The 25,730-nt window shown below is 70.3% G+C and carries 21 protein-coding genes; 8 read left to right on the forward strand and 13 right to left on the reverse strand.

What is annotated here, in order from left to right; genetic code table 11:
* Positions 1-29: 29 nt before the first annotated feature.
* The 4 genes from EDF64_RS05990 to EDF64_RS06005 form a co-directional block, all read right to left on the reverse strand.
* Positions 30-1,253: a type II secretion system F family protein gene (locus EDF64_RS05990; RefSeq protein ID WP_133519122.1), complete on the reverse strand. Its 1,224-nt coding sequence runs from the start codon at positions 1,251-1,253 to the stop codon at positions 30-32.
* Positions 1,253-2,884 carry a PilT/PilU family type 4a pilus ATPase gene (locus EDF64_RS05995; RefSeq protein ID WP_133519123.1) on the reverse strand — a complete coding sequence of 544 codons (1,632 nt, stop codon included), beginning with the start codon at positions 2,882-2,884 and terminating at the stop codon, positions 1,253-1,255. Before EDF64_RS05995 ends, EDF64_RS05990 begins: the two co-directional genes overlap by 1 nt.
* A 16-nt stretch (positions 2,885-2,900) precedes the next feature.
* The gene (locus EDF64_RS06000; protein ID WP_133519124.1) at positions 2,901-4,571 is read right to left on the reverse strand and encodes a GspE/PulE family protein; all 1,671 of its coding nucleotides are present in this window, start codon (positions 4,569-4,571) and stop codon (positions 2,901-2,903) included.
* A 184-nt stretch (positions 4,572-4,755) separates the two neighbouring features.
* Positions 4,756-5,787 (reverse strand): GNAT family N-acetyltransferase, encoded by a 1,032-nt coding sequence (locus EDF64_RS06005; protein ID WP_133519125.1) that lies wholly within the window; start codon positions 5,785-5,787, stop codon positions 4,756-4,758.
* Between the two features lie 105 nt (positions 5,788-5,892).
* On the opposite strand from EDF64_RS06005, the gene EDF64_RS06010 reads away from it, so the two are divergent.
* Complete coding sequence (locus EDF64_RS06010; RefSeq protein WP_133519126.1) at positions 5,893-6,288, forward strand: VOC family protein; 396 nt, start codon at positions 5,893-5,895, stop codon at positions 6,286-6,288.
* A gap of 129 nt (positions 6,289-6,417) precedes the next feature.
* On the opposite strand, the gene rpoC is transcribed toward EDF64_RS06010, so the two are convergent.
* The 6 genes from rpoC to EDF64_RS06040 form a co-directional block, all read right to left on the reverse strand.
* Positions 6,418-10,299, reverse strand: coding sequence for a DNA-directed RNA polymerase subunit beta' (gene rpoC, locus EDF64_RS06015; protein ID WP_133519127.1), 3,882 nt, complete (start codon positions 10,297-10,299; stop codon positions 6,418-6,420).
* 42 nt (positions 10,300-10,341) lie between these two features.
* Positions 10,342-13,830, reverse strand: coding sequence for a DNA-directed RNA polymerase subunit beta (gene rpoB / locus EDF64_RS06020; RefSeq protein WP_133519128.1), 3,489 nt, complete (start codon positions 13,828-13,830; stop codon positions 10,342-10,344).
* A gap of 384 nt (positions 13,831-14,214) precedes the next feature.
* Positions 14,215-14,766 carry a hypothetical protein gene (locus EDF64_RS06025; protein ID WP_133519129.1) on the reverse strand — a complete coding sequence of 184 codons (552 nt, stop codon included), beginning with the start codon at positions 14,764-14,766 and terminating at the stop codon, positions 14,215-14,217.
* A 347-nt stretch (positions 14,767-15,113) separates the two neighbouring features.
* Positions 15,114-15,779 (reverse strand): response regulator transcription factor, encoded by a 666-nt coding sequence (locus tag EDF64_RS06030; protein WP_133519130.1) that lies wholly within the window; start codon positions 15,777-15,779, stop codon positions 15,114-15,116.
* Positions 15,776-17,098, reverse strand: coding sequence for a sensor histidine kinase (locus tag EDF64_RS06035; protein ID WP_133519131.1), 1,323 nt, complete (start codon positions 17,096-17,098; stop codon positions 15,776-15,778). The genes EDF64_RS06030 and EDF64_RS06035 overlap by 4 nt, the downstream gene beginning before the upstream one ends.
* On the reverse strand, positions 17,095-17,604 hold the full coding sequence (locus tag EDF64_RS06040) for a hypothetical protein (RefSeq protein WP_133519132.1): 510 nt from the start codon (positions 17,602-17,604) through the stop codon (positions 17,095-17,097). The genes EDF64_RS06035 and EDF64_RS06040 overlap by 4 nt, the downstream gene beginning before the upstream one ends.
* A 145-nt stretch (positions 17,605-17,749) precedes the next feature.
* On the opposite strand from EDF64_RS06040, the gene EDF64_RS06045 reads away from it, so the two are divergent.
* The 6 genes from EDF64_RS06045 to EDF64_RS06070 all read left to right on the forward strand — a co-directional run bounded on the left by EDF64_RS06045 (position 17,750) and on the right by EDF64_RS06070 (position 23,098).
* Positions 17,750-18,592: a spermidine synthase gene (locus EDF64_RS06045; RefSeq protein WP_133519133.1), complete on the forward strand. Its 843-nt coding sequence runs from the start codon at positions 17,750-17,752 to the stop codon at positions 18,590-18,592.
* 93 nt (positions 18,593-18,685) lie between these two features.
* A complete protein-coding gene (locus EDF64_RS06050; protein ID WP_133519134.1) occupies positions 18,686-19,537 on the forward strand; it encodes a DUF4064 domain-containing protein in 852 nt (283 codons plus the stop codon).
* Positions 19,538-19,664: 127 nt separating this feature from the next.
* On the forward strand, positions 19,665-20,507 hold the full coding sequence (locus EDF64_RS06055; RefSeq protein WP_133519135.1) for a hypothetical protein: 843 nt from the start codon (positions 19,665-19,667) through the stop codon (positions 20,505-20,507).
* Entirely contained in the window at positions 20,504-21,034 is a 531-nt protein-coding gene (locus EDF64_RS06060) for a SprT-like domain-containing protein (protein ID WP_279512725.1), read from the forward strand. Before EDF64_RS06055 ends, EDF64_RS06060 begins: the two co-directional genes overlap by 4 nt.
* A 47-nt stretch (positions 21,035-21,081) precedes the next feature.
* A complete protein-coding gene (locus EDF64_RS06065; RefSeq protein WP_133519136.1) occupies positions 21,082-21,777 on the forward strand; it encodes a CGNR zinc finger domain-containing protein in 696 nt (231 codons plus the stop codon).
* Between the two features lie 67 nt (positions 21,778-21,844).
* Positions 21,845-23,098, forward strand: coding sequence for an Nramp family divalent metal transporter (locus EDF64_RS06070; protein WP_133519137.1), 1,254 nt, complete (start codon positions 21,845-21,847; stop codon positions 23,096-23,098).
* Positions 23,099-23,207: 109 nt separating this feature from the next.
* Here the strand turns inward: EDF64_RS06070 and EDF64_RS06075 are convergent, their stop codons facing one another.
* Together EDF64_RS06075 and EDF64_RS06080 are read right to left on the reverse strand one after the other, a co-directional pair.
* Positions 23,208-23,456, reverse strand: a complete 249-nt coding sequence (locus EDF64_RS06075) for a DUF427 domain-containing protein (RefSeq protein ID WP_243736282.1) — start codon at positions 23,454-23,456, stop codon at positions 23,208-23,210.
* Between the two features lie 95 nt (positions 23,457-23,551).
* Positions 23,552-24,160, reverse strand: coding sequence for a 2-phosphosulfolactate phosphatase (locus EDF64_RS06080; protein ID WP_133519138.1), 609 nt, complete (start codon positions 24,158-24,160; stop codon positions 23,552-23,554).
* Positions 24,161-24,256: 96 nt separating this feature from the next.
* On the opposite strand from EDF64_RS06080, the gene EDF64_RS06085 reads away from it, so the two are divergent.
* The gene (locus EDF64_RS06085) at positions 24,257-24,889 is read left to right on the forward strand and encodes a GNAT family N-acetyltransferase (RefSeq protein WP_133519139.1); all 633 of its coding nucleotides are present in this window, start codon (positions 24,257-24,259) and stop codon (positions 24,887-24,889) included.
* A 22-nt stretch (positions 24,890-24,911) separates the two neighbouring features.
* Here the strand turns inward: EDF64_RS06085 and EDF64_RS06090 are convergent, their stop codons facing one another.
* Entirely contained in the window at positions 24,912-25,685 is a 774-nt protein-coding gene (locus EDF64_RS06090; protein WP_133519140.1) for a carbonic anhydrase, read from the reverse strand.
* Positions 25,686-25,730 lie beyond the last annotated feature (45 nt).

Genomic DNA, 25,730 nt, shown 5'->3' on the forward strand with positions numbered 1-25,730 from the left:
CCCCCGAGCGCGGGGCCCCTTTTGAGGGGTCAGTGGATCAACGACGTGATCTTGAAGATCGGCAGGTACAGCGCGACGATCATGCCGCCGACGACCACGCCGAGGAAGGCGATGAGGAGCGGCTCGATCAGGGATGTGAGCGCCTCGGTGGTCGTCTCGACCTCGTTGTCGTAGAACTCGGCGATCTTCTCGAGCATCACCTCGAGCGACCCGGCGTCCTCTCCGACGGCCACCATTTGCGAGACCATTTCCGGGAATACCTTCTCGGCCGCCAATGGCACCGCGATCGATTCACCTTTTCGCACCGACTCGGCGACGCGTTCGAGCGCGCGTTGCACCACGAAGTTGTTCGACACTTCGCCGACGATCTGCAATGCCTGCAGAATGGGGACGCCGGCGCCGATCATGTTCGAGAAGTTCCGGGCGAACCGCGCGATGACGATCTTCCGGCTGAGCTCCCCGAACACCGGGAGACGCAATCTGATCGGATCGACGAATCCGCGAACCCTGTCGGTGTTCTTGTTCCCACGCCACCAGAGCCACCCGAGCACGATCGCGACGAGCAGGATCGGTCCGACCCACACCATCGCATGCGATGCGTACACGAGCAGCATCGTCGGCAGCGGCAGCTGACCACCGAGCGACGAGAACATCTTCTGGAAGATCGGCACGATGAAGACGAGCATCACGACGACCGCGACCAGCGACATGACGAGCACCACGACGGGGTAGGTCATCGCCGACTTGATCGTCGACCGGAGCTTGTGCTCCTTCTCGAAGTTCGTCGCGATGGAGTCCATCGCCTGATCGAGGAAGCCGCCGGTCTCGCCGGCGCGGATCATGTTGATCATGATCGGCGGGAAGTCGACCGGGTACTTCGCCACGGCGTCCGAGAACGAGACACCGCGCTCGACGTCGTCCCGGACCTTGCCCAGGATGTCCTTGAGCTTCTTGTTGTCCGTCTGGTCGGCCAGGATCGACAGCGCCCGGAGCAACGAGAGCCCGGACGACAGCATCGTGGAGGCCTGCCGCGACATGATCGCCAGGTCCTTGAGCCCCACGCCCTTCTCGAACCCCGGGATCTTGATCTCGGTCTGCAGCCCCGTGCCGGCCTTCGCCTCGGTGATGGCGATCGGCGAGACGCCCATCCCCCGCAGCCGCTGGACGACGGCCCCTTCGGAGGACGCGTCGAGCCGCCCCTTCACGAGCTTGCCGGCGCCGTCGCGCCCCCGGTAGTCGTAGGCGAGCGACATCAGTGGCCTCCTGAGTACTTGTCGCCGAAGTCGATCTCGGACGCGGCGATGGCCGCTGCGGAGGAGTCGGACGGCGACTCGACGCGCTGCACGAGCCGGTCGAAGCCCTCGAGGTCGTGCACCTTCTCGAGCGCGGCCTTCCGCGTGATGGTGCCCACGTTGACGAGCTCCGCGAGGTCCTGGTCCATCGTGTGCATGCCCATGTCGCGCCCGGCCTGCATGGCCGAGGTGATCTGGTAGGTCTTGCCCTCGCGCACGAGGTTCCCGATGGCCGGGGTGGTCTTCATGATCTCGGTGGCGACGACGCGGCCGGCGCCGTTCGCCTTCGGCACGAGCGTCTGGCAGACGACCCCCTCGAGGGTCGAGGCGAGCTGCGTGCGGATCTGTCCCTGCTGGTGCGGCGGGAAGACGTCGATGACGCGGTCGATCGTGCCGGGTGCGCTCTGCGTGTGCAGGGTCGCGAACACGAGGTGGCCGGTCTCGGCGGCGGTGAGGGCGACGGAGATGGTCTCGAGGTCGCGGAGCTCACCGATGAGGATGACGTCGGGGTCCTGGCGCAGCACGTGCTTGAGGGCGGCGGCGAAGGAGTGCGTGTCCGCACCGACCTCGCGCTGGTTGATGATCGCCTTCTTGTGGTCGTGCATGAACTCGATCGGGTCCTCGACCGTGACGATGTGGTCGGCACGGGTCTCGTTGACGAGGTCGATGAGCGCGGCGAGGGTGGTCGACTTGCCGGAACCGGTCGGCCCGGTCACCAGCACGAGGCCACGCGGCAGCTTGGCGAACTCCCCCACGTACTCGGGGATGCCGAGCTGCTTCAGGGTCTTGATCTTGGTGGGGATGATGCGGAACGCCGCGCCCCAGTTGCCGCGCTGCTGGTAGTAGTTCACGCGGAACCGGTACTCGGGCGACAGCGAGTACGCGAAGTCGAGTTCCTGCTCGTGGTCGAACTGGCCGGCCTGCTCGACCGACAGCAGGGTCTTGAGTGCGGCGATCACCTTGTTGCGGGCCCACGGGCCGCCGGGGACCGCGGGCCGGAGCGACCCGTCGACGCGGACGGTGGGGGCGGCGTCCGCGGTGAGGTGCAGGTCGGACGCACCCTGGTAGACCACCTGCGCGAGCGCGGTGATGAGGTCGGGGTCGGCCACCTCACGCGCGTGGCGCGTGAAGTTGATCTCGGTCTGACCGTCGGGTGCGGGCGCGTGGGTGGGGGCGTGGACGGCCTGGAGGACCGTGGTCGGTTCCGCGGGCACGACCGGCAGGTGCTGGGTCACGGCGTCGGCGTACCCGTAGGACGCCGTCGACGGCGGGACGGCTGCGGACGGCGTCGCGGGCGCAGCCTGCGGCTGCGCGACCGGCACGGCGACCGGGGCGCCGGACGGGGCCGGCCACCCGGCCGTGTCGTCGGACGGAGCCGGCCACGCGGTCGTGTCACTCGACAGGTCGTGGACCGGACCGGCCGGGGCGGGGGTGATCCGCGCCTCCAGGCCGGGGGAGGTCGGCTGCTGTGCCGCGGCCGCCGCGAGTCGGGCGGCACGACGGCCACCGACCTCGGTGCCGGGCCGTCCCGGGTGCCAGCCCGCGACGGGCTCGTCCCCGGGCACGGAGATGTCGTAGACGGAGTCAGTCATCGTTCCACTCCCACGCCTACGCGACCACGCGCAGGATCTCGTCGATGCTCGTCATGCCGAGCTTGACCTTCTCCCACCCGTCCTGGCGGAGGGTGAGCATGCCCTGCTGCTGGGCCACACGGCTGATCTCGGCGCTCGAGGCCCGCGAGACGGCGAGCCGTTCGATCTCCTCGGACACGGTCATCACCTCGTGCAGGGCGATGCGGCCGCGGTACCCGGTGTTCGAGCAGACGGCGCAACCGACGGGGCCGAAGAACTCCGGCACGGCGGCGTCTTCCGAGGGCACGAAGCCGAGCGCCACGAGCTGCGCCGGCGTGTACTGCGCGGGCGCCTTGCAGCGGTCGCAGAGCCGGCGGGCCAGACGCTGGGCGACGACCGAGTCGAGGGCGGACCCGACGAGGAACGGCTCGATGTCCATCTCGGTGAGCCGGGTGATCGCCGAGGGGGCGTCGTTCGTGTGCAGGGTCGAGAGCACGAGGTGGCCGGTGAGCGACGCCTCGATCGCGATCTGCGCGGTCTCGTGGTCGCGGATCTCGCCGAGGAGCACGACGTCGGGGTCGGAGCGCAGGATCGAGCGGAGCGCCGACGCGAACGTCAGACCGGCCTTCGGGTTGACCTGCACCTGGTTGATGCCGGCCATCCGGTACTCGACCGGGTCCTCGACCGTGATGACGTTGATCTCCGGCTTCGCGACGGCGTTGAGCGTCGTGTACAGCGTGGTCGACTTGCCCGAACCGGTCGGCCCCGTGACGAGGATCATGCCGTAGGGCTTCGAGTAGGACCGCTGGTAGGCCTGGAAGTTCTGCTCGAGCAGGTTCAGGTCCTTGAGGGACATCGACGTGTTCGTGTTGTCGAGGATCCGCATGACGACCTTCTCGCCCCACACGGTGGGCAGGGTCGCGACGCGGAGGTCGATCTGCCGGCCGCCGTGGCGCACCGACATGCGGCCGTCCTGCGGCTTCCGACGCTCGGCGATGTCGATGTCGCTCATGATCTTGAGGCGACTGATGACACCGTTCTGGATGTTCTTCGGCGCCGGGGCCATCTCGTGCAGCACGCCGTCGATGCGGTAGCGGACCCGGACCTCGTGCTCGCCCGGTTCGATGTGGATGTCGGACGCGTGGTCCTGGATGGCCTGCGAGACGAGCAGGTTCACGAAGCGGACGATCGGGACGTCGTCGAGGGCGCCGTCGGTCAGGTCGACCTGCTGCTTCGCCTGCGAGGACGCCTCTTCCTCGAGCGAGGAGGTCAGGTCGTTCAGCTCGTCGTCGGCGCGCAGGTAGCGGTCGAGCGCGGACGCGAGGTCGCGCTCCTCGACCTGCAGCGGCTTCACCGGGCGGCCGGACGCGGTGCGGGCGTCGTCGATCGCCAGGACGTTCGTGGGGTTCACCATGGCGAGCACGAGGACGTCGCCCTCGAACCCGACGCCGAGCACGCCGTGCCGGCGGCAGAGTGCGGCGGGCAGCATCGACACCGCGGTGCCGTCGACCGGGTAGTCGGTCAGCGGCACGGTCTTCGAGTTGTGCGACGCGGCGCGGGCGGTGATGTACTGCGCCTCGCTGACGAGCCCCTGGTCGACGAGCGATCGGATCGAACGGTCGTCGATCTCCTCGTCGCCGGTCATCGAGTCGAGGTGCTCGATCGGCAGGGCTCCGTTGAGGATGAGGATCTCGGACAGCGTGGCCATGTGCCCCGGAGCCTCCTTCGGGTCGAGCGCGGGTCGTCGTGACGAGCACCGCAGGGAATCGGCGCCCGACCACGCTACGTCCGCGCCGAAGGCCCTCCGCAGTCCCACAACGAGGGGGCGAGGGGGTGTCCGGTGTCCCCAGTGCAGGGGTACCGGCGGGTGTCCGCGCTCGGCCGGTCCCTCGTCAGAGGGGCGTCGACGCCGTGACGTGCACCTCGCCCGCGACGAAGCCGAGGCGCTCGTAGATGCGCCCCGCTCCGCTCGGGTTCTCGGCGTCGACGTGGAGCACCGCGGCGGACAGCCCGTCGGCCCGGAGCGCCTGCAGGACGGCGTCGGTGACGATCGGCGCGAGCCCCAGGCCACGGGCGCCACGCACCACGCCGACCCAGTGCACGTACCCGAACGAGCGACCGCGGGCAGCGAAGCCGTCCGGGTCCACCTCGACGATCGCGAACGCCGCGATCGCGCCGTCGGCGTCGAGCACCACGCGGGACAGGTCGAGTCGGCTCTTGGCCGCGGTGAGGAACCCGTGCCAGTCCGACCGCACCATCGGCTGCGACCCCCAGTGGTCGCGGAAGGCGTCGTTCTTCGCGATGCGCAGCGGCTCGATGTCGTCCGCGGTGGCCGCCCGCACGACGAAGCCCTCGGGCAGCGGCGGCACGGCGTCCGTGGTCCCCGCGGCGGAGTCGTCGAGCACCGCCTGCATGTCGATCCAGTTGCGGGTCGGCTCGAAGCCGAAGCGCGCGCCGAGCCGCAGCGCCGGGGCGCCCTCGGGAGCACCGATCTCGATGGTCGCCGGCACGTCGATCTCGAGCGCCGCGAGCCGCTGCCGGGCACGCCCCACCTGCCACGCGAACACCCGTCGACCGATGCCGCGACCGCGCAGCGCGGGGTGCACCGCGCCGTCGAGGACCACGCGGGCAGCGGTGACCCGAGAAGGGACGTCGATGACGATGCCGTAGGCCTGCACATGCCCCTCATCGTCGACGCCGACGAGGGTGTCCCGCTCGACGTCCATCCCCTCGGTGGACAGCGTCCGCTCGAAGTCCGCTGTGGAGGGATGCGCGCTCGGGTCGTCCACGGCGGCTGCAGCGACCGCCACGGCGTGCACCGCCCCGAGGTCCTGGCGCGAGCCGGCGCGGAACGTCAGTCCGCCGATCGCCATCGGTGACTCGAGGTGGGCCGGGGCCGTGATCCGTTCGCGCAGCGTCGCCATCCCTCCACCCTGCCAGACCGGATGCACGCACCAGACCGGGTGCACATGACGCGGCCGCCGCGGAAACCACTCGACGAGCAGGCACCACCGGGGACATGATGAGTCATGGACATCACGAGTGTGACCGTGGGGCTGCCCGTCACCGACATCGAGGCGTCCTGCCTCTGGTACGGCGCCGTGTTCGAACGCGCCGAGCCGGACCTCGAACCGGACGAGGGCATCGCCGAGTACGAGGTCGGCGGCATCTGGATCCAGCTCTACGAGGACGAGCACGCCGAGGAGAACCCGGTCAGCGTCCGCTTCGGCGTCGACGACGTCGCCGCGCAGCACGCCCGCATCGGCTCCCTCGGCATCGACATCGGCCCGGTCGAGTGCGTCGACGGTGCGGTCGACTGGTTCGACGTCCGCGACCCCGACGGCAACGTCCTCAGCCTGTTCTCCCTGGTCGACGAGACCGGTCGTGGGTCCGGCCGCGACAGCGGCGCCGACCGCGCGGTCTAGACGTGACCGGCTGACGGCCTGGAGGCGCGTGGCGGCCCCGCCCCGCGCCTCCAGGCCGTCACGTGGTGACGACACGACGAAGGCCCCGCCTCCTTGCGGAGACGGGGCCTTCGTGGGATCACATCAGACTCAGTTGTAGGTGCCCGGCGTGAAGTCGTCCGACGAGAAGCTGTCGAAGTCGACGAAGCTCAGGTCAGCGTCCGAGAACGACGAGTCGTCCGCGAAGATGCGGTTGGGGTACCGCTCCGCCTTCGCCTCTTCCGTCGCGTTCACGTCCACGTCACGGTACCGGCTGAGGCCCGTCCCGGCGGGGATGAGCTTACCGATGATGACGTTCTCCTTGAGGCCGACGAGGTGGTCCTGCTTGCCCTCCATGGCCGCCTGCGTGAGCACGCGGGTGGTCTCCTGGAAGGACGCGGCGGACAGCCACGACTCGGTCGCGAGGGACGCCTTCGTGATGCCCATGACCTCCTGGCGAGCGGAAGCGGTCTTGCGACCCTCCTGCAGCGCCGCACGGTTGAGCGCGTTGTACCGCGAACGGTCCACGAGCTCGCCCGGGAGCAGGTCGGTGTCGCCGTGGTCGACGACGGTGACCTTGCGGAGCATCTGGCGCACGATGACCTCGATGTGCTTGTCGTGGATCGGCACGCCCTGCGAGCCGTACACGTCCTGCACACCGTTGACGAGGTGCTTCTGGACCTCGCGCACACCCTTGACCCGGAGGACTTCCTTCGGGTCCACGGTGCCGGCGATGAACTGCTCGCCGAGCTCCACGTGCTGGCCGTCCTCGATGAGGAGGGTCGCACGCTTGAGCACCGGGTAGATGAACGGCTCGTCGCCGTTGTCCGGCGTCAGGATGATGCGACGACCCTTGTCGGTGTCCTCGATCGTGGCGCGGCCGGGGGCCTCGGCGATCGGGGACGCACCCTTCGGGGTCCGCGCCTCGAACAGCTCGGTGACACGCGGCAGACCCTGGGTGATGTCGTCGGCCGAGGCCGAACCACCCGTGTGGAAGGTACGCATCGTCAGCTGGGTACCGGGCTCACCGATGGACTGGGCGGCGATGATGCCGACCGCCTCGCCGATGTCGACGAGGTTGCCCGTGGCGAGCGAACGGCCGTAGCACTTCGCGCAGACACCGATGGCCGACTCGCAGGTCAGGACCGAGCGCACCTTGATGCTCTCGACACCGGCAGCGAGCAGCTTCTCGAGGAGCACGTCGCCGACGTCCTCACGAGCCTCGGCGACGACCGTGCCCTTCGCGTCCACGGCCTCGGTGGCCAGGGTGCGGGAGTACACGGTGTTCTCGACGCGCGGGTCGCGGACCAGCTTGCCGTCGGCGCCCACGGTCGCGATCGGGAGCTCGAGGCCCCGGCTCGTGCCGCAGTCGTCCTCGCGGATGATGACGTCCTGCGAGACGTCCACGAGACGACGGGTGAGGTACCCGGAGTCCGCGGTACGGAGCGCGGTGTCGGCAAGACCCTTGCGAGCACCGTGCGTGGCGATGAAGTACTCCGCCACGGTCAGGCCCTCGCGGTACGAGTTGATGATCGGGCGGGCGATGATCTCGCCCTTCGGGTTGTTCACCAGACCACGCATACCGGCGATGTTGCGGACCTGCAGCCAGTTACCACGAGCACCGGACGACACCATGCGGTTGATGGTGTTGTCGACCGGGAAGTTGTCACGCATCTCCTGCGCGATCTCGTTCGTGGCCTCGGTCCAGATCTTGATCAGGTCGGCGCGACGTTCCGCGTCGGTGATCAGACCCTTGTCGAACTCGCCCTGCACCTTGGCGGCCTGCACCTCGTAGCCCGCGATGATCTCCTTCTTGCGAGGAGGCGTCACGACGTCCGAGAGCGCGACGGTCACACCGGAGCGCGTGCCCCAGTAGAAGCCGGCGTCCTTGATCCGGTCCAGCGCGGCGGCCGTCTCGGTCTTGGAGTAGCGCTCCGCGAGGTCGTTGACGATCGCGGAGAGCACGCCCTTGTCGGTGACCTTCTGGACGAACGGGTAGTTCGCCGGGAGGGTCTCGTTGAAGAGCGCACGGCCGAGGGTCGTCTCGAGCAGGACCGGCTCGCCCTGCACGTAGCCCTCGGGGGCCTCGCCCTCGGCGAACCACACGTCGGACATGCGGATCTTGACCAGCGCGTTGAGGTGCAGCGTGTTCTGGTCCTTCGCGAGGATGGCCTCGGCGACGGAGGAGAACGCACGACCCTCACCCACGGCGCCCTCGCGGACGGTCGTGAGGTGGTGCAGACCGATGATCATGTCCTGTGCGGGCAGGGTCACCGGGCGGCCGTCGGACGGCTTGAGGATGTTGTTCGAGGCGAGCATCAGGATGCGGGCCTCGGCCTGGGCCTCGACCGACAGCGGCAGGTGCACGGCCATCTGGTCACCGTCGAAGTCCGCGTTGAACGCAGCACACACGAGCGGGTGGAGCTGGATGGCCTTGCCCTCGACGAGCTGCGGCTCGAACGCCTGGATGCCCAGACGGTGCAGCGTCGGCGCACGGTTCAGCAGCACGGGGCGCTCGCGGATGATCTCCTCGAGCACGTCCCACACCTGCGGACGCGAACGCTCGACCATGCGCTTCGCCGACTTGATGTTCTGCGCGTGCGACAGGTCGATGAGGCGCTTGATGACGAACGGCTTGAAGAGCTCCAGCGCCATCTGCTTGGGCAGACCACACTGGTGCAGCTTCAGCTGCGGGCCGACGATGATGACCGAACGGCCCGAGTAGTCGACGCGCTTGCCGAGCAGGTTCTGGCGGAAACGACCCTGCTTGCCCTTGAGCATGTCGCTCAGGGACTTCAGGGCGCGGTTGCCGGTACCCGTGACGGGACGACCACGACGACCGTTGTCGAACAGCGCGTCGACCGCTTCCTGCAGCATGCGCTTCTCGTTGTTCACGATGATCTCGGGAGCACCGAGGTCGAGCAGGCGGCGGAGACGGTTGTTGCGGTTGATCACACGACGGTAGAGGTCGTTGAGGTCGGACGTGGCGAAGCGGCCACCGTCGAGCTGCACCATCGGGCGGAGCTCCGGCGGGATGACCGGCACGACGCCGAGCACCATCGCGGCCGGCGAGTTGCCGGTGGCGAGGAAGGAGCTGACGACGCGCAGGCGCTTGATCGCGCGGATCTTCTTCTGGCCCTTGCCCTCGGCGATCTGCAGACGCAGTGCCTCGGCCTCGGCGGCCAGGTCGAACGCCTCGAGCCGCAGCTTGATCGCCTCGGCGCCCATGTAGGCGTCGAAGTAGATCCCGAAGCGGTCCTGGAGCTCGTGGAAGACGGCGTCCTCGGGCTTGAGGTCGCCCACCTTGAGGTTGCGGAAGTCCTCCCACACGCGCTCGAGGCGGGTGATGTCCTCGTCGAACGACTTGCGGACCTGGGACATCTCCTTCTCGGCGGTGTCCTTGGTGCGGCGCTTGACGTCGGCCTTGGCGCCCTCTTCCTCGAGCGCTGCGAGGTCGTCCTCGAGCTTCTTGAGGCGGTCGGCGATGATCGAGTCGCGCTGACCCTCGAGGTTCTTGATCTCGAGGCGCATCTCGTTCTCGAGACCGGGCATGTCCGCGTGACGGCCCTCTTCATCGATGTCGATGATCATGTACGCCGCGAAGTAGATGACCTTCTCGAGGTCCTTCGGCGCCATGTCGAGGAGGTACCCGAGGCGCGACGGGACGCCCTTGAAGTACCAGATGTGCGTGACGGGCGCGGCGAGCTCGATGTGGCCCATGCGCTCACGGCGGACCGAGGACTTGGTGACCTCGACGCCGCAGCGCTCGCAGACGATGCCCTTGAACCGGACACGCTTGTACTTGCCGCAGGCACACTCCCAGTCGCGGGACGGACCGAAGATCTGCTCGCCGAACAGACCGTCCTTCTCCGGCTTGAGGGTGCGGTAGTTGATGGTCTCCGGCTTCTTGACCTCGCCGTACGACCACTGGCGGATGTCCTCGGCCGTGGCGAGGCCGATCCGCAGTGCGTCAAATGAAGTTGCTTCGAGCAATGTTCTTCTCTCTAGCTGGATTCGTTACGAGTACGGGCGGGATCAGATGTCGTCGACGGACGACGACTCGAACCGCGAGGAGATGTTGATGCCGAGCTCTTCAGCGGCACGGAAGACCTCGTCGTCCGTGTCGCGGAGGCTGACCGCCTGGCCGTCGGCCGAGAGGACCTCGACGTTCAGGCAGAGCGACTGCATCTCCTTCATGAGGACCTTGAACGACTCCGGGATACCGGGCTCCTGGATGTTCTCGCCCTTGACGATCGCCTCGTAGACCTTCACGCGGCCGAGGATGTCGTCGGACTTGATCGTCAGGAGCTCCTGGAGGGCGTAGGCGGCGCCGTACGCCTCGAGCGCCCAGACCTCCATCTCACCGAAGCGCTGGCCACCGAACTGCGCCTTACCACCCAGCGGCTGCTGCGTGATCATCGAGTACGGACCGGTCGAACGGGCGTGGATCTTGTCGTCGACCAGGTGGTGCAGCTTGAGGATGTACATGTAGCCGACCGACACGGGCTCCGGGAACGGCTCGCCGGAGCGGCCGTCGAAGAGCTGCGCCTTGCCGGACGAACCGATCAGACGCTCGCCGTCGCGGTTCGGGAGGGTGGAGTCGAGGAGGCCCTCGATCTCACGCTCGTACGCACCGTCGAACACCGGGGTCGCGACCTTCGTGCCGGGCGCCGCGCTGTGCGCTGCCTCCGGCAGAGCCGAAGCCCACTCCTGGATGCCCTCGACGTTCCAGCCCTGCTTCGCGAGCCACCCGAGGTGGATCTCGAGCACCTGGCCGAAGTTCATGCGGCCGGGGACGCCGAGCGGGTTGAGCACGATGTCGACCGGGGTGCCGTCCGCCAGGAACGGCATGTCCTCGACCGGCAGGATCGTCGAGATGACGCCCTTGTTGCCGTGACGACCGGCGAGCTTGTCACCCGCGGTGATCTTGCGCTTCTGGGCGATGTAGACGACCACGCGCTGGTTGACGCCCGAGCCGAGCTCGTCGTCGCCGTCCTGCGAGTCGAACACCTTGACGCCGATGATCGTGCCCTCTTCACCGTGGGGCACCTTCAGCGAGGTGTCGCGCACCTCGCGCGACTTCTCGTTGAAGATCGCACGGAGCAGGCGCTCCTCGGCGGAGAGCTCGGTCTCGCCCTTCGGCGTGACCTTGCCGACCAGGATGTCGCCGGGGCGGACCTCGGCACCGATGCGGATGATGCCGCGCTCGTCGAGGTCGGCCAGGAGGTCCGGGCTGACGTTCGGCAGGTCGCGGGTGATCTCTTCCTTGCCGAGCTTGGTATCGCGGGCGTCGACCTCGTACTCCTCGATGTGGATCGAGGAGAGCGTGTCGTCCTTCACGAGGTTCTGCGACAGGATCATCGCGTCCTCGTAGTTGTAGCCCTCCCACGGCATGAACGCGACGAGGAGGTTCTTGCCGAGCGCGAGCTCGCCGTTCTCCGTCGCGGGGCCGTCGGCGATGACCTCGCCCTGCTCCACACGCTCGCCGGCCGAGACGACCACGCGGTGGTTGTAGCTCGTGCCCTGGTTGGAGCGGTCGAACTTGCGCAGGTAGAAGGTCTGCGTGCCACCCTCGTCGAGCTGCAGGGTCACGGCGTCGGCCGAGACCTCGGAGACGACACCGGCCTTGTCGGCGGTGACGACGTCACCGGCGTCGATGGCGGTGTAGCCCTCCATGCCGGTGCCGACGAGCGGCGACTCGGAACGGAGCAGCGGGACTGCCTGACGCTGCATGTTCGCACCCATGAGGGCGCGGTTCGCGTCGTCGTGCTCGAGGAACGGGATGAGCGAGGTCGCGACCGACACCATCTGGCGCGGCGAGACGTCCATGTAGTCGACCTCGTCCTTGCCGACGAGCTCGACCTCGCCGCCCTTCTTCCGCACGAGGACCTTGTCGTCCTGGAAGTGGAAGGAGTCGGTGAGGGGGGCGTTCGCCTGCGCGACGACGAAGTCGTCCTCTTCCGAGGCCGTGAGGTAGTCGATGGTCGTGGTGACCTGACCGTTCACGACGCGGCGGTACGGCGTCTCGATGAAGCCGAAGGAGTTGATCCGACCGAACGACGCGAGCGAGCCGATCAGGCCGATGTTCGGGCCTTCCGGGGTCTCGATCGGGCACATGCGGCCGTAGTGCGACGGGTGGACGTCGCGGACCTCGACGCCGGCACGCTCACGGGACAGACCACCCGGGCCGAGGGCCGAGAGACGACGCTTGTGCGTCAGGCCCGCGAGCGGGTTGTTCTGGTCCATGAACTGCGACAGCTGGGAGGTCCCGAAGAACTCCTTGATCGCGGCGACGACCGGACGCACGTTGATGAGCGTCTGCGGGGTGATCGCCTCGATGTCCTGCGTGGTCATGCGCTCGCGGACGACGCGCTCCATGCGGGACAGACCCGTGCGGACCTGGTTCTGGATGAGCTCACCGACGGCGCGGATGCGACGGTTGCCGAAGTGGTCGATGTCGTCCACGTCGAGGCGCAGCTGCACCGGCTCACCGTCACGGACACCGTCGAGCGTCGTCTTCTCGGCGTGCAGCGAGACGAGGTACTTGATCGTGCGGACGATGTCCTGCACGGTCAGGACCGAGTCGCTGAGCGGCGCGTCGATGCCGAGCTTGCGGTTGACCTTGTAGCGGCCGACCTTCGCGAGGTCGTAGCGCTTCGAGTTGAAGTAGAAGTTGTCGAGCAGCGCACGCGCGGCCTCGGCGGCGACCTGCTCGCCCGGACGCAGCTTGCGGTAGATGTCCTTGAGCGCCTCTTCCTTGGTGAGGATGGCGTCCTTCTCGAGGGTCGACTCGATCGAGGCGAAGCCCTTGAACTCGTCGAGGATCTCCTCGCTCGTCATGCCGAGCGCCTTGAGGAAGACCGTGACCGACTGCTTGCGCTTGCGGTCGATGCGCACGCCCACCTGGTCGCGCTTGTCGATCTCGAACTCGAGCCACGCACCGCGCGACGGGATCACGCGAGCGGAGTAGATGTCCTTGTCGGACGTCTTCTCCTGCTGGCGCTCGAAGTACACGCCCGGGGAACGGACGAGCTGCGAGACGACGACACGCTCGGTGCCGTTGATGATGAACGTGCCGCGCTCGGTCATGAGCGGGAAGTCGCCCATGAACACGGTCTGCGTCTTGATCTCACCGGTCATGTGGTTCATGAACTCGGCGTTGACGTAGAGCGGGGCAGCGTAGGTCTTGCCACGCTCCTTGCACTCGTCGATCGAGTACTTCGGGTCCTCGAGCTCGGGCGACGTGAAGCCGAGCTGCATGGTCTCGCCGAGGTCCTCGATCGGGGAGATCTCCTCGAAGATCTCCTCGAGCCCGGAGTGCAGTGCGAGGTCGGTGCGACCCTGCTCCTGGCCTTCGGCGAGGCGGGCCTTCCAGACGTCGTTGCCGACGAGCCAGTCGAAGCTCTCCGTCTGGAGTGCGAGCAGATCAGGAACCGTGAGGGTGTCCGTGATCTTGGCGAACGAGAGTCGCGAGTGGTTGCGACCGTTCTTGGGGTTGGTGGATGCGTTGGGCGCAGCAGCCAAGGGTTTGACCTCCGGTAGGCCCCGTCGGGCCGGTACTGACGAGCAGCACGTAGGTGAGTGGATTGAACGCTCGGCGCACCCCTCGAAGACACGCGATCACGCGACGGCCGGTGAGCTGTGCACGTGTGCGATGATCTGGGTGAGCGGGACCCGCCGACATATACGGGTCCGGCACCACCACGGCACGATCTCAGGTCACGTTCAGATGAACGCGTTGGAGAGAGCGCTGCGTCGACCGCAATATGACGACACTGATGCCAGGGAGCGCGAACTGCCATCATAGGTCGCGCTGGACGGCGGTGTCCAGTCCTGGCTTGACCGAATTCGGCAGTGACGTGTATAAGCCGGTGGACCGACCCGGTATTCCCGTCGTGGACCGGCCGCTCAGCGCACCGGACGGAGCGCCCGGACGGCTGCTTCCGGGCGACGCGTCCGCACGAACGTCCGCTTCCCGCGGTCGTCGGTGAACTCGATCCCGAGCCCCGGCGACAGGATGAGTGCCCGCACGCCACGACGGCGGCGCAGCCCGATCCCGCCGTAGGTCGACGCGTCTGCCTCGACCACTCGCACGTCGACGATCCGCCGCCGGGCGATCCGCCGCGGGGGCAGGGGCCGGAAGTGCAGGACGACGTCGTGGTCCGTCACGGTGAAGCCGGACCGGGCGACGACGAGCAGGAACCCGACGGCGACGGCGACGAGGGCCGGCACGATGAGGGCGGTCTCCGGAGCATCGCCGGGCCATCCGAGCACCGCGGCGGTGAGGCCGAGCCCGCCGACCAGCAGCACGCCGCCGACGGCGCGCATCCAGGTCGGCGCCTGCTCGTGGTCGGCCAGCGACACCGGCCCGGTCGGCCGGGGGGTCGTGGCGCGGGCGGTGGCCAGGGACCGGGTCGTGGGGGCGAGGCGGTACGTGGGCACACTCATGGTGTCGGTCATGTGTTCGGGCTCCTGCGGATTCGTGGTCCGACGCTGCACTCGTATTTTACATGAAGAATGCAGGATTCACAGTGGCGGAGCGCAGGGCTCCGCCACGGGCGACGCGGAGGCGAGCGGGAGGCCCGGACACACGCCGACGACGCGCACTCGGACTCGGCAGTGGGGGCGCCGAGCGGTCACGCCGCGGTCACGGCGGTGCGGAAGCGCGAGGTGTGGGGCACTGCGCGGATCGACGCACCAGGGTGACGACCGGTCGACGATAGCCGCCGACCCTTGGCGTCCGCTGGCCGTCCATGTGTACGCATTCATCCCGTGACCGGGCACGCAGGGGTGCTCGGACGCGGCGGTCAGCGCAGGACGCGGGCCACGGCCTCCGCACGGGTCCGGACACCGAGCTTCGTGAAGACCTGGTTCACGTACGACTTCACGGTCGGCACGGTCAGGAACAGCTCGGCGGCGATCTCCGGGTTGGACCGGCCCTCGGCGATGCGCTCGAGGACGTCCGCCTCGCGCGGGGTGAGTTCCGGGAACCGCGTGCGCACGCCCGCGGGCGGCTCGGCAGCGGAAGGAGCAGCGGCGGGGGCAGCGGCACCGCCGGCCAGCTGCGCGACGAGACGCGCCCCCACGGTGGCGTCGAAGGTCGACTGTCCGGAGGCCACCGCCCGGATCGCGGTCGCGATCTCGGCTCGACCGGCGTCCTTCGTGAGGTAGCCGCGGGCACCGGCCCGGAGTGCGGTGACGATCGACTGGTCGTCGGCGAAGGTGGTCAGCACGAGGACGGCGACGTGCGGGTGGGACGCCGCGATGGACGCGGTCGCGGTCGGTCCGTCGACGCCCGGCATCCGCAGGTCCATCAGGACGACGTCCGGTTCCTCCCGCGCGACGGCGGCGATCGCCTCGGCTCCGTCGGACGCCTCACCGACGACCAGCAGGTCCGGCACGAGCGACAGGACGGTCACCAGACCGTCGCGCACGATGGCCTGGTCGTCGACGACGAGCACCCGGATGGTCACGAGCGGCGCCCCTCCGTGTCAGCCTGGACGGCCGAGTCGGCCGAGTCGGCCGCGTCCGCACCGGCCGCCGGCAGGTGCATCGCCACCACGAACTCGTCGTCCGACCGCTCCGCCTCGACCGTCGCGCCGCTCCCGAGCTCGTCGAACCGCTCGCGCATCCCGAGCAACCCGTGGCCGCCGCCGGCGAGCGGGTTGGCCACGACGACGTCCACGGCGTCGCCGTCCCGGATGACGGACAGGGACACGGGGCGGCCGGGGGCGTGCCTGCGGGCGTTGCTCAGTGCCTCCCGGACGACCTGCACCACGGCGGCGCGGTGGGCCGCGTCGAGGACGGACAGCGTCGTGTCGCCGTGCGTCACCACCGTGCCGCCGAACGAACGGTGCGCGTCGAGCAGACCGGTCAGGCCGGTCCCGGGGTCGGTGGCGGGCCGGGAGGAACGGATCGCCGCACCGGGATGGCTCGCGTCCGCCGACGTGGTCGGTTCGGCGGCCGGGGCCGCGTCGTCGGTGCCGGCCCCGTCGTCGGCCCCGTCGCCGGCAGCGTCGCCGGCAGCGTCGCCGTCGGCTGTGTCGTCGCGCAGGGCGTGCACCGCTCGGTGGGCCTCGGCGAGCCCGTCGGCGGCGAGGGCGCGGGCCTCACCGGCGCGTTGCGTGGCGTCCGCGACCCGGCCTGCCTCGAGGAGCGCCTCGACCGCGTCCAGCTGGAGCACCAGACCACCGAGCGAGTGCGCGAGCACGTCGTGGATGTCCCGCGCGGCACGGGATCGATCCGCCAGGAGTGCTGCGCGCTGCTGCTCGCGCTCGGCCTCGCGGGCGCGCTCGGCGGCCACCCGGAACTGGCGCCGACTGAAGCCGATGAGGACGCCGAGGAGCATCCCGCCGCTCGTCCCGAGGACGAACTGGACGGACGCGTGCTCGATCGTGGCGGACACCGCGATCACCACGATCGCCGCGAGGGCGGCCACGGCAGCGACCCAGATCGGTACCCGCAGGTTCGCGCCGAGGAGCACGACGCCGACGATCACCGGCACGATCATGAGCGAGTCGGTCGGCACTACGGTCACGGCGCCGGCGGCGATCATCACGACCCCGGCGACGACGAGGACCCGCGACGTCCGGCCGAACTCGCGGAGCGCCCACGCGGCGAGCGCCACCGCACCGACGACCCAGACCCAGGCCGGGTGCTCGAGCTGCAGGCCGTTCCGCACGAACCAGAACGCGACGATCACGATGCCGAGGGCGTTGAGGCCCCACGCGGCACCGGAGCGCGACCGGCCCCCGGGGAGGTCGGTCGGGTCCTGGCCGGTCAGCAGGGTCACCGGACCATCATGCCGCGCGTCTGGTGGTCGCCGCGGGGGATCCGCTGGTCGAGGACGACGGCGCGGGCCGCACGGTTCAGCGCGAGGACGAGCAGGATCGTGCCGGTCGAGGTGAGGAGGTGGGCGCCGAGGTGGCCGCCGACGACGTCGAGACCGATGCGCACGACGATGAGGACGATCCACAGTCCGGCGCCGAGCCAGCCGGTGCGCGACTGGATCGTGCGGCCCTTGTCGTCCGGGGCGCCGACCGTGCGGAAGCGGGTGATGCGCCCCATGGTCAGGCCGACGCCGATGGTGATGAGCGCCTCGATGCCGAGGAACACGACGTCCATGCTGGTGATCGTCGCCTTCGTCTGCGCGAGGACGACCACGCCGATGACCGCCATGATCAGCGGTCCGCGCCAGATCCGTGCCGGGTCGAGGTACTGCCAGGTCGCCTGGCGGTACGCGAGGAACGCGACGAGGGCGATCCCGATGAGGATGTTCGCGGCGAGCTGGACCGACATGGTGTGTGCCTTTCGACGGGGCCCGGCGGGGCGTTCCCGACCGGTGACACCAGCCTCGTTCGCGGGCGTCGGCGGGCACACCAACCAGGGGTGGGGACGCGGGTGGTGAACGACCCGGCCGTCGGGGTGGTGTTCCATTGGGGGCATGGCTGATGCGTTCGACGGGTTCCGGATCGGTGCGGGGTACGCGGTCGTCGAGCCGGACCGGCACCGTCCCGGGTCGTTCACGCTCGTGGTGGACGGGACGCCGCAGTCGCACGTCGACCTCGAGGACCCCACGCACCTGGCGTTCGAGTACATCCGGCGGATCGGGCACGCCATCGACCTGCTGCCGCCCGGACCGATCACGGCGCTGCACCTCGGCGGCGGCGCCCTCACGCTCCCCCGGTACGTCGCCGTGACGCGGCCGGGGTCCCGACAGCAGGTGATCGAGCTCGAGCGCGACCTCGTCGACCACGTGCGGGACGCGTTGCCGTTCCCCCGCGGGGCCTCGATCCGGGTGCGGTACGGCGACGCGCGCGAGGTCCTCGGGAAGCTCCCCGCGGGCCTGCACGGCTCCGTCGACCTGGCCGTCGTTGACGTCTTCGGCGGGTCGCAGATCCCGGCGCACGTGACGAGCGTCGAGTTCTACCGGTCGGTGGCGTCGTTCCTGTCGCCGACGGGGATCGTCGCGGTGAACGTGGCGGACGGCGCGGGGCTGGCGTTCGCCCGTGGGCAGGCGTCGACCCTGCAGTCGGTGCTGCCCTCGGTGGCGGCGGTCGCGGACACCGGGATGCTGAAGGGTCGGCGGTTCGGGAACATCGTGCTGCTCGGCTCCCCCACGGACCTGCCCGTGGCGGAGATGCCGCGGCGGTACTCCTCCGACCCGATGCCGGCGAAGGTCGTGCACGGGGCGGAGCTCAAGGCCTTCATCGCGGGGGCGCCGATCGTCACCGACCAGACGGCCGTGGCGTCGCCGGAGCCGAACCGGAGCGTGTTCGGCGGCTGAGCCGTCGGCGCGATGTCGGGCGCTGCCCGGGCGCGACTGCCAGGATGGACGCAACGACCGTGCACGCGCGCGACCGAGCGATGGGAACCCCCGATGACGAACGACGACCGGAGCAACGAGGACCGGACCGGCGACGGCCAGGTGCCGAACTGGGGCGAGCCGCAGCAGCCGTCCTCCGCCGCCGCCGACGAGCCGCGGTACGGCGAGCGTGCCCCGCAGGCCGAGCCGCCCCGCTACGGCGAGCGCACCCCCGAGGGTGAGACGCAGTACGGGGCACCGCAGTACGGATCGCAGCAGGACGGGTCCGCTCAGAACGGGTCTCCGCAGTACGGGTCCGCTCAGAACGGGTCTCCGCAGTACGGGTCCGCTCAGAACGGGTCTCCGCAGTACGGGTCGCCGCAGTACGGGTCGCAGCAGTACGGCGAGCAGCAGGGACAGTACGGGCAGCCGCAGTACGGGCAGCCCGAGCAGGGCCAGCACCAGTACGGCCAGCAGCCGTACGCCGCGGCCTCGGCTCCGGCGAGTGCCGGCGCTCCGTCGTGGCAGGGCTACGAGGAACCGAAGGCGAAGAAGAAGACCCTCGGCGTCGTGGCGTTCATCGTCGCGGTGCTCGCGCTGGTCGTCGCGGTCATCGGCGGGTACCTGTTCGGCGCTGCGTTCGGCGGCTCCGACGCCTTCCGCCAGTCGATCGAGAACGGCGGGGCGACCCCGAGCGACGCGGACATCATGGCGCTCACGACCTCGTCCAGCGCGGTCATCGGCTCCGTGCTCTTCTACCTCGGCACGGCGCTCGGGCTCTGGGCGATCGTGCAGGGCATCGTCGCGGCGATCACCAAGCGTGGCCGCGGATGGGGTGTCTTCGCGATCATCCTCGCGGTCGTCGCGGCGATCGCGTTCGTGGTCACGATCCTCATCGCGGCGGTCGCGGCCAGCGGCATGTCCTGATCCCCGGTCCCCGAGGGCGGCCCGTCGTGCAGCAGCACGGCGGGCCGTCCGCGTTCTCGGCATGCGGCGTGACCCCCGTGCGCGTGGCACCGCTCGCTCTCGGGGCGGCGCGGCTACCCTCGAACCGATGTCCCTCCCGCCCGACGACCGCCAGCAGCCCGACCGCATCGACAGCGCTCGGGAACCCCGTCATGCCGCGCCCGTGACGGCCGGAGTCAGCCCGGGGAGCACCTTCGCCCCGATCAGCCTGCGCCCCGCCGTCGACGCCGACGCGATCCAGCAGCGCCTGCGCGACCTCGGGCAGAGCCGCAGCACCGAAGCGCTCGCCGAACGCGCCGAGCTCCTCCGACTGCTCGGGCGGCTCGACGAGGCCCTGGTCATCGCCGAAGAGGTCTTCCGCCTGACGATGTTCACGGGTGAACGCGCGGACAAGGTCGCCGCCCGCATCCGCCGCGCGCACGTGCTGCACGACCTCGGGCGCTACGAGCGTGCGGCGACGGAGTCGGGTCTCGCGCGGGACACCGCCCGGACCGAGGAGTGGCCGGAGCTCGAGGGCGCAGCCGCCGAGCTCGAGGGCTGGTCGTTGTTCGAGCTCTCGCGGTTCGACGAGGCCCGGTCCGCGCTGTCCCGGTCGTACCAAGCCTTCCGCAAGGCCGGCGCCCCGTCCGAACGCACCGAGGCGCTCCGGACGGCGGTCGAAGCCGCGCTGCGGGCCTCCGTCGCGCAGCCGAAGCCCGCCGAGGACCGCCCCCGCACCGCCCGGGACATCGCCGCGCGCCGTGCCGACGAGGACGAGCCGGTCACGCGGGTCGCCGAGCCGGTGAAGCAGGTCCCGCCGATCCGTCGCCGGGTGCTCGGTGCACCCGACGCCGCACGCACCGAGGCGGACGACCTCTGGGGTCGCATCGCCGCCCGCGCAGCGCAGAAGGGCCAGGCCGGCCGGGACGAACCGGACGACGACGGCCGGTGACCACCGAAGCGACCCCCGCGACGGAGACCGCCCGGGCACGACGGGAGCGCCAGGCGACGCTCGAGTCCGTCCGCGCCCGCGCCGAGCAGCTCATGACGGCGCACCTCGGTGCCGGTACCTGGTCGTTCGACTTCGACCACGCGAAGACCCGCGCCGGGCAGTGCGACTTCGCCCGCAGACGCATCACGGTGAGCCGGCACCTGGCCGTCCGGTTCTCCGAGGACGACGTCGACCAGGTCCTGCTGCACGAGATCGCCCACGCGCTGGCCGGTGTGCGAGCCGCCCACGGCCCCACCTGGCGCCGGACGGCCCGGGCGCTCGGCTACACGGGTTCGCGCCTGCACGACGGACCGGTGGCGAGCGAACTCGCACCGTGGATCGGCACGTGCCCGGCGGGCCACGACCACTTCCGGTACCGCACCCCCACCCGGCCCCTGGCGTGCGCACGCTGTGCACGGCGGTTCGACGCTCGGAACGTCATCACGTGGACCCGACGAGCGGACCAGGAGCGCTCGGCTACCGCATGATCGGCCCTCCGCGAGGAGGCGCGCCGGTAACCCGTTAGCCTGGGCGGATGCACACGGGGCAGCACATCCGCACGGACGCCGGTTCCACCTGGTTCTTCGACGCCGGACGGATCGCCCTCGACTTCGCGCACACCGGAGGGTTCGCCGACGATCCCGACGGACGACGCCCGCGGGCGCAGCTCGGCGAGCTCCTGATGACCCCGGCCGACCTCGACGAGTGGCTGACCGACCACACCGAGCCGATCGACGTCGGCGCGACGGCGCGCGAACTGCAGGACGCCCGAGCGCTCCGCGCCGCCATCGCCCGCCTGGCGGTCGCGGCGGCACCCGCACCGGCCTCGACGGCGGCGGAGCGCACCGCGGTGGCCGCCGGCCTGCGTGCCGGGACCGGCCGCACGCGCCCCGCGCCCGACGACATCGACACCGTCAACCTGTTCGCCGCCCTGCCGGACGTGCCCCCGAGCCTCCCGGGTGGCCGCCGTCGAGCCGGAGCGAACCGGGTGCGGCTCGCACAGGCGCTCTCGAGCGTCGCCCGCGACGCGGTCTCGCTGTTCACCGAGGTGGGCTTCGACGACGTCGCGGCGGACGGCCAGCCGACCAGGCTGAGCCGGTGCTCGGCCGAGGACTGCGGGCTGGTGTTCTACGACTCCTCGCGGGGTGGGACCCGGCGGTGGTGCTCGATGCAGCGGTGCGGGAACCGGGCGAAGGTGCGGGCGCACCGCGCTCGACGCGCGTCCGCCTGAGCACACGATCGCGTAGCCTCCGAAACCAAGGATTCGGTGCGCCGAATTCTCTGGCATGCTGGGCTGCATGACCGAGACCGCCGCACCGCCGCGCGCGCCCGAACGCACTCCGCGCCGACGCGGAGTCGGCCTCACCCTGCTCGGCCCGGCGTTCGTCGCCGCCATCGCCTACGTCGACCCCGGCAACGTCGCCGCGAACCTGACGGCGGGAGCGAAGTACGGCTACCTGCTGCTGTGGGTCCTCGTCGCCGCGAACGCCAGCGCGGTCGTCGTGCAGTACCTCTCGGCGAAGCTCGGTGTGGTCACCGGGAAGTCCCTGCCGGAGCACCTCGGGCTACGGATGAAGCGGACGCCCCGGCTGCTGTTCTGGGCACAGGCCGAGATCGTGGCCGCCGCGACCGACATTGCCGAGGTGATCGGCGGCGCACTCGCCCTGCACCTGCTCTTCGGGCTGCCCCTGGTGGCCGGCGGGCTCATCACCGGCGTGGTGTCGATGGCGATCCTCACACTCCAGAGCCACCGCGGCACCCGGACCTTCGAGACGGTGGTCACGGCCATGCTCGCGATCCTGACCGTCGGCTTCTGCGCCGGCCTGCTCTTCGCCCAGGTGTCACCGGGTGACCTCGTCGCGGGGCTCGTCCCGCGCTTCGAGGGGTCCGAGTCCGTGATGCTCGCCGCGTCGATGCTCGGTGCGACCGTGATGCCGCACGCGGTCTACCTGCACTCGGCGCTCGCGCGTGACCGCCACGGGGACGTCCCCGCCGGGCCGGAGCGTCGACGGGTGCTCGTCGCGACGCGGTGGGACGTCGGCCTGGCGCTCGTCGTCGCCGGTGGCGTGAACATCTGCATGCTCGTCCTCGCCGCGGCGACGCTGCCGGGGGTCGCCGGGACGGACTCGATCCCGGGGGCGCAGCGTGCGATCGCGGAGCACGTCGGGCCGGTCGTCGGGGTGCTCTTCGCGGTGGGGCTGCTGGCGTCCGGGCTCGCATCCACCTCGGTGGGCTGCATGGCCGGCGCGGAGATCATGCGGGGCCTGCTGCACGTGCGGATCCCGCTCGTCGCCCGACGCGTGGTCACCCTGGTGCCGGCACTCGTCCTGCTCGCGGTGAACGCCGACGCGACGATGCTGCTCGTCGTGAGCCAGGTGGTGCTGAGCTTCGGGATCGCCTTCGCGATCGTGCCGCTCGTCGTCTACACCTCGCGACGGAGCGTGATGGGCGACGACGTCAACGCGATGACCACCCGCGTCGTGGCGGGGGTCATCGCGTTGGTGATCGTCGCGCTCAACGTCGCGCTGATCGTGCTGACGGTGGCCGGCTGACGCGGGCCGGCTGGGGCCGTTGCCGCCCCCCGGGCCGCCGTGGCGCCGTGGCGCCGTGGCGCCGTGGCGCCGTGGCGCCGTGCCGCGGTGCCGCCGTGCCGCCGTGCCGTCAGTCGACGACGCGGACGCGCTTCCAGAACGCCACGTAGCCGCTGTAGTCCTTGCCGACGCGGTCGAACGACGAGGGGATCGGCGTCGGGTACGACCACGCGTTGTCCTGCAGCGCCTGCCCGTCGACGTTCACGGTGAAGTACTGCGTGTCGCCCTTCCACGGGCAGTGGTACTGGGTGGGGCTCTCGGTGAACAGCTCGGACTTCACGCTCGACGGCGGGAAGTACCAGTTGCCCTCGATCTGGATGAGGTCCTCCTACGGGGCCTCGGCGATCACGGTTTCTCCGACGACTGCCTTCATGGCGTGCTCCTTCGCTTGCTCTTCGGGTGTCGTCCGGAACGCTACGCGCGCGAGGTCGATTCCCGCAGGGTGACGAGGCCGTCCTGCGCGGCGAGCGCTGTGTGCACGTCGGAGGGCTCGAGGGCGGTCGCCGACTCCGAGGCGCTGACGAGGCGCTTCACCGCACGACGGAGTCCCGTGTACGCCGCGCAGGCCGCCGCCGCTTCGGGCGAGGTGTGGTCGATGCCGACGTCGGTGAGCGCGTCGACCACGGATCCGGCGGCCAGCAGGTCCTCGACGGCGAAGTCCGGTGCGTCCGGCACGTCGGCGGCTTCGCCCGCCGCCTCGGCCGCGTCGTCGCCGGGTGCGTGGTGGCGTCCGGCAGCCACGATCGCGACGACGCACCGGTCACCGCGTTCGGCCTGGAGGCGCGTCACCCGCCCGGCGATCGCGGTCGCGTTGCCGAGGTGGCCGAGCACCACCTCCGGACCCTCCGGCAGCTGCGTGGCGAGCGAGCGCAGTGCTCGCTGACGCTCGCGGCCGTCCGCCGTCGCGGAGGCCGGCAGGACGTCCACCCAGACGAGCAGGTGGGCGTCCGGCGCGATGCGGGCGGCGCCGCCGGGACCCCATGCGAAGCGGACCTGGTACTTCTGCTGCGTGCGTGCTGCCACCCGATCCACGATAGCCGCCGGGAGGACCCTGACCTTTTCCACAGGTGGCACCCGCCCGGGGTTCGCGGCAGGGTCGCGACCGTAGGATCGGGTGCCATGGAGATCGCCCCCGCACCCACCCTGACCGGCGACCGTGTGACACTCGAGCCCCTCGGGGCGGAGCACGCGGACGACCTGCGGGCGGCGGTCGCGGACGGCGATCTGTGGCGCACCTGGTACACCTCGATCCCCGCTCCGGCGCAGGTCGACGACGAGATCGAGCGCCGCCTGGCAGAGCACGCCGCCGGCCGGATGGTGCCGTTCGCGGTGCGTGACCGCCCGACCGGCCGCGTGGTCGGTGCGACGACGTTCATGAACGTCGACACCGGCAACCGCCGCGTCGAGATCGGCAGCACGTTCCTCGCCCGGTCGGCGCAGCGCTCGGGCATCAACACCGAGTCGAAGCTGCTCATGCTGTCGCACGCGTTCGACGTCTGGCAGTGCATCGCGGTCGAGTTCCGGACGCACTGGCACAACCTGCAGTCCCGGACGGCGATCGCCGCGCTCGGCGCCAAGCAGGACGGCGTCCTCCGGAACCACGCCGTCGGCCGCGACGGCACCCTGCGCGACACCGTCGTCTTCTCGGTGATCGCGTCGGAGTGGCCAGCGGTCCGGCTGTCGCTGACCGAACGGCTCCGTCGGCACGACCGGGCAGAGGGCGCACGACGCCGCTCCGCCCGGCACGCCTGATCCGAGTCCGAGCCGTTCCGGTTCAGGCGCCGCCGCTGCGGACGGTGCGGCCATTCAGTGGCTGCGTCGGCCGGTCGTTGCCCTCGTGCGCCTCGGTGAGGGCGTCGACCTGGTCGGGTCCGAGTTCGACGGGGGTGGCGAGGACGACCCACCGCACACCCTCGGTGCACGGCGGCGTGGTGAGCGAGCCCTCGTAGCTCCAGCACGAGCGCTCGGCCGGGAGCATCTTGCGGAGGTCGACCGTCGCCGGCCGTGCCGCGTCCCCGTGCGCTCCGCGGACGTACTCGTCGAAGGCCGGGTTGTCCGCGCCGATCGTGGCGAACACCCCGACGACGAGCAGGTTGCCGTCGCCGTCGGCGTGGACGAAGTGCAGCTCGATCGGCGAGCGCTTCCCCTCGACCGTGTGCTCGGAGCCCGCGTGGAAGTGCATCTGCTGCAGGTGGTAGTCGACGCCGTCGACGACCGTCGTCTCGCCGTCACCGACGGTCAGCTGCACGGTGTGGCCGTTGTCGGCCGTCGTGCCCTCGACCACGGCGTCGGGGACGCTGAGGTCGATCGGCGCACCGGATCCGAGCCGTGGCAGGTCGATCGGGGACTGGCGCTGCCCGGCCCCGCACACGGCGTTCTCGTCCGAGAGCCCCGCCCAGTGCGAGGGCCCGTCGCCGCCCTCGTACCCCCAGTGGGCCGCGGTCGGGGTCGGGGTCGGGGCGGCGGTCGTCGCGGTCTGCGTGGCACAGCCGGCGAGCGCGAGGGTCGAGAGGGTGAGGACGGGGAGGACGCGAGAGGAGCGGTGCATTCTGCACATATTACATTTCAGAGAGCGATGGAAGGTCGTCAGCCC

It is taken from the genome of Curtobacterium flaccumfaciens, assembly GCF_004361695.1.
GTDB lineage: Bacteria > Actinomycetota > Actinomycetes > Actinomycetales > Microbacteriaceae > Curtobacterium > Curtobacterium flaccumfaciens_B.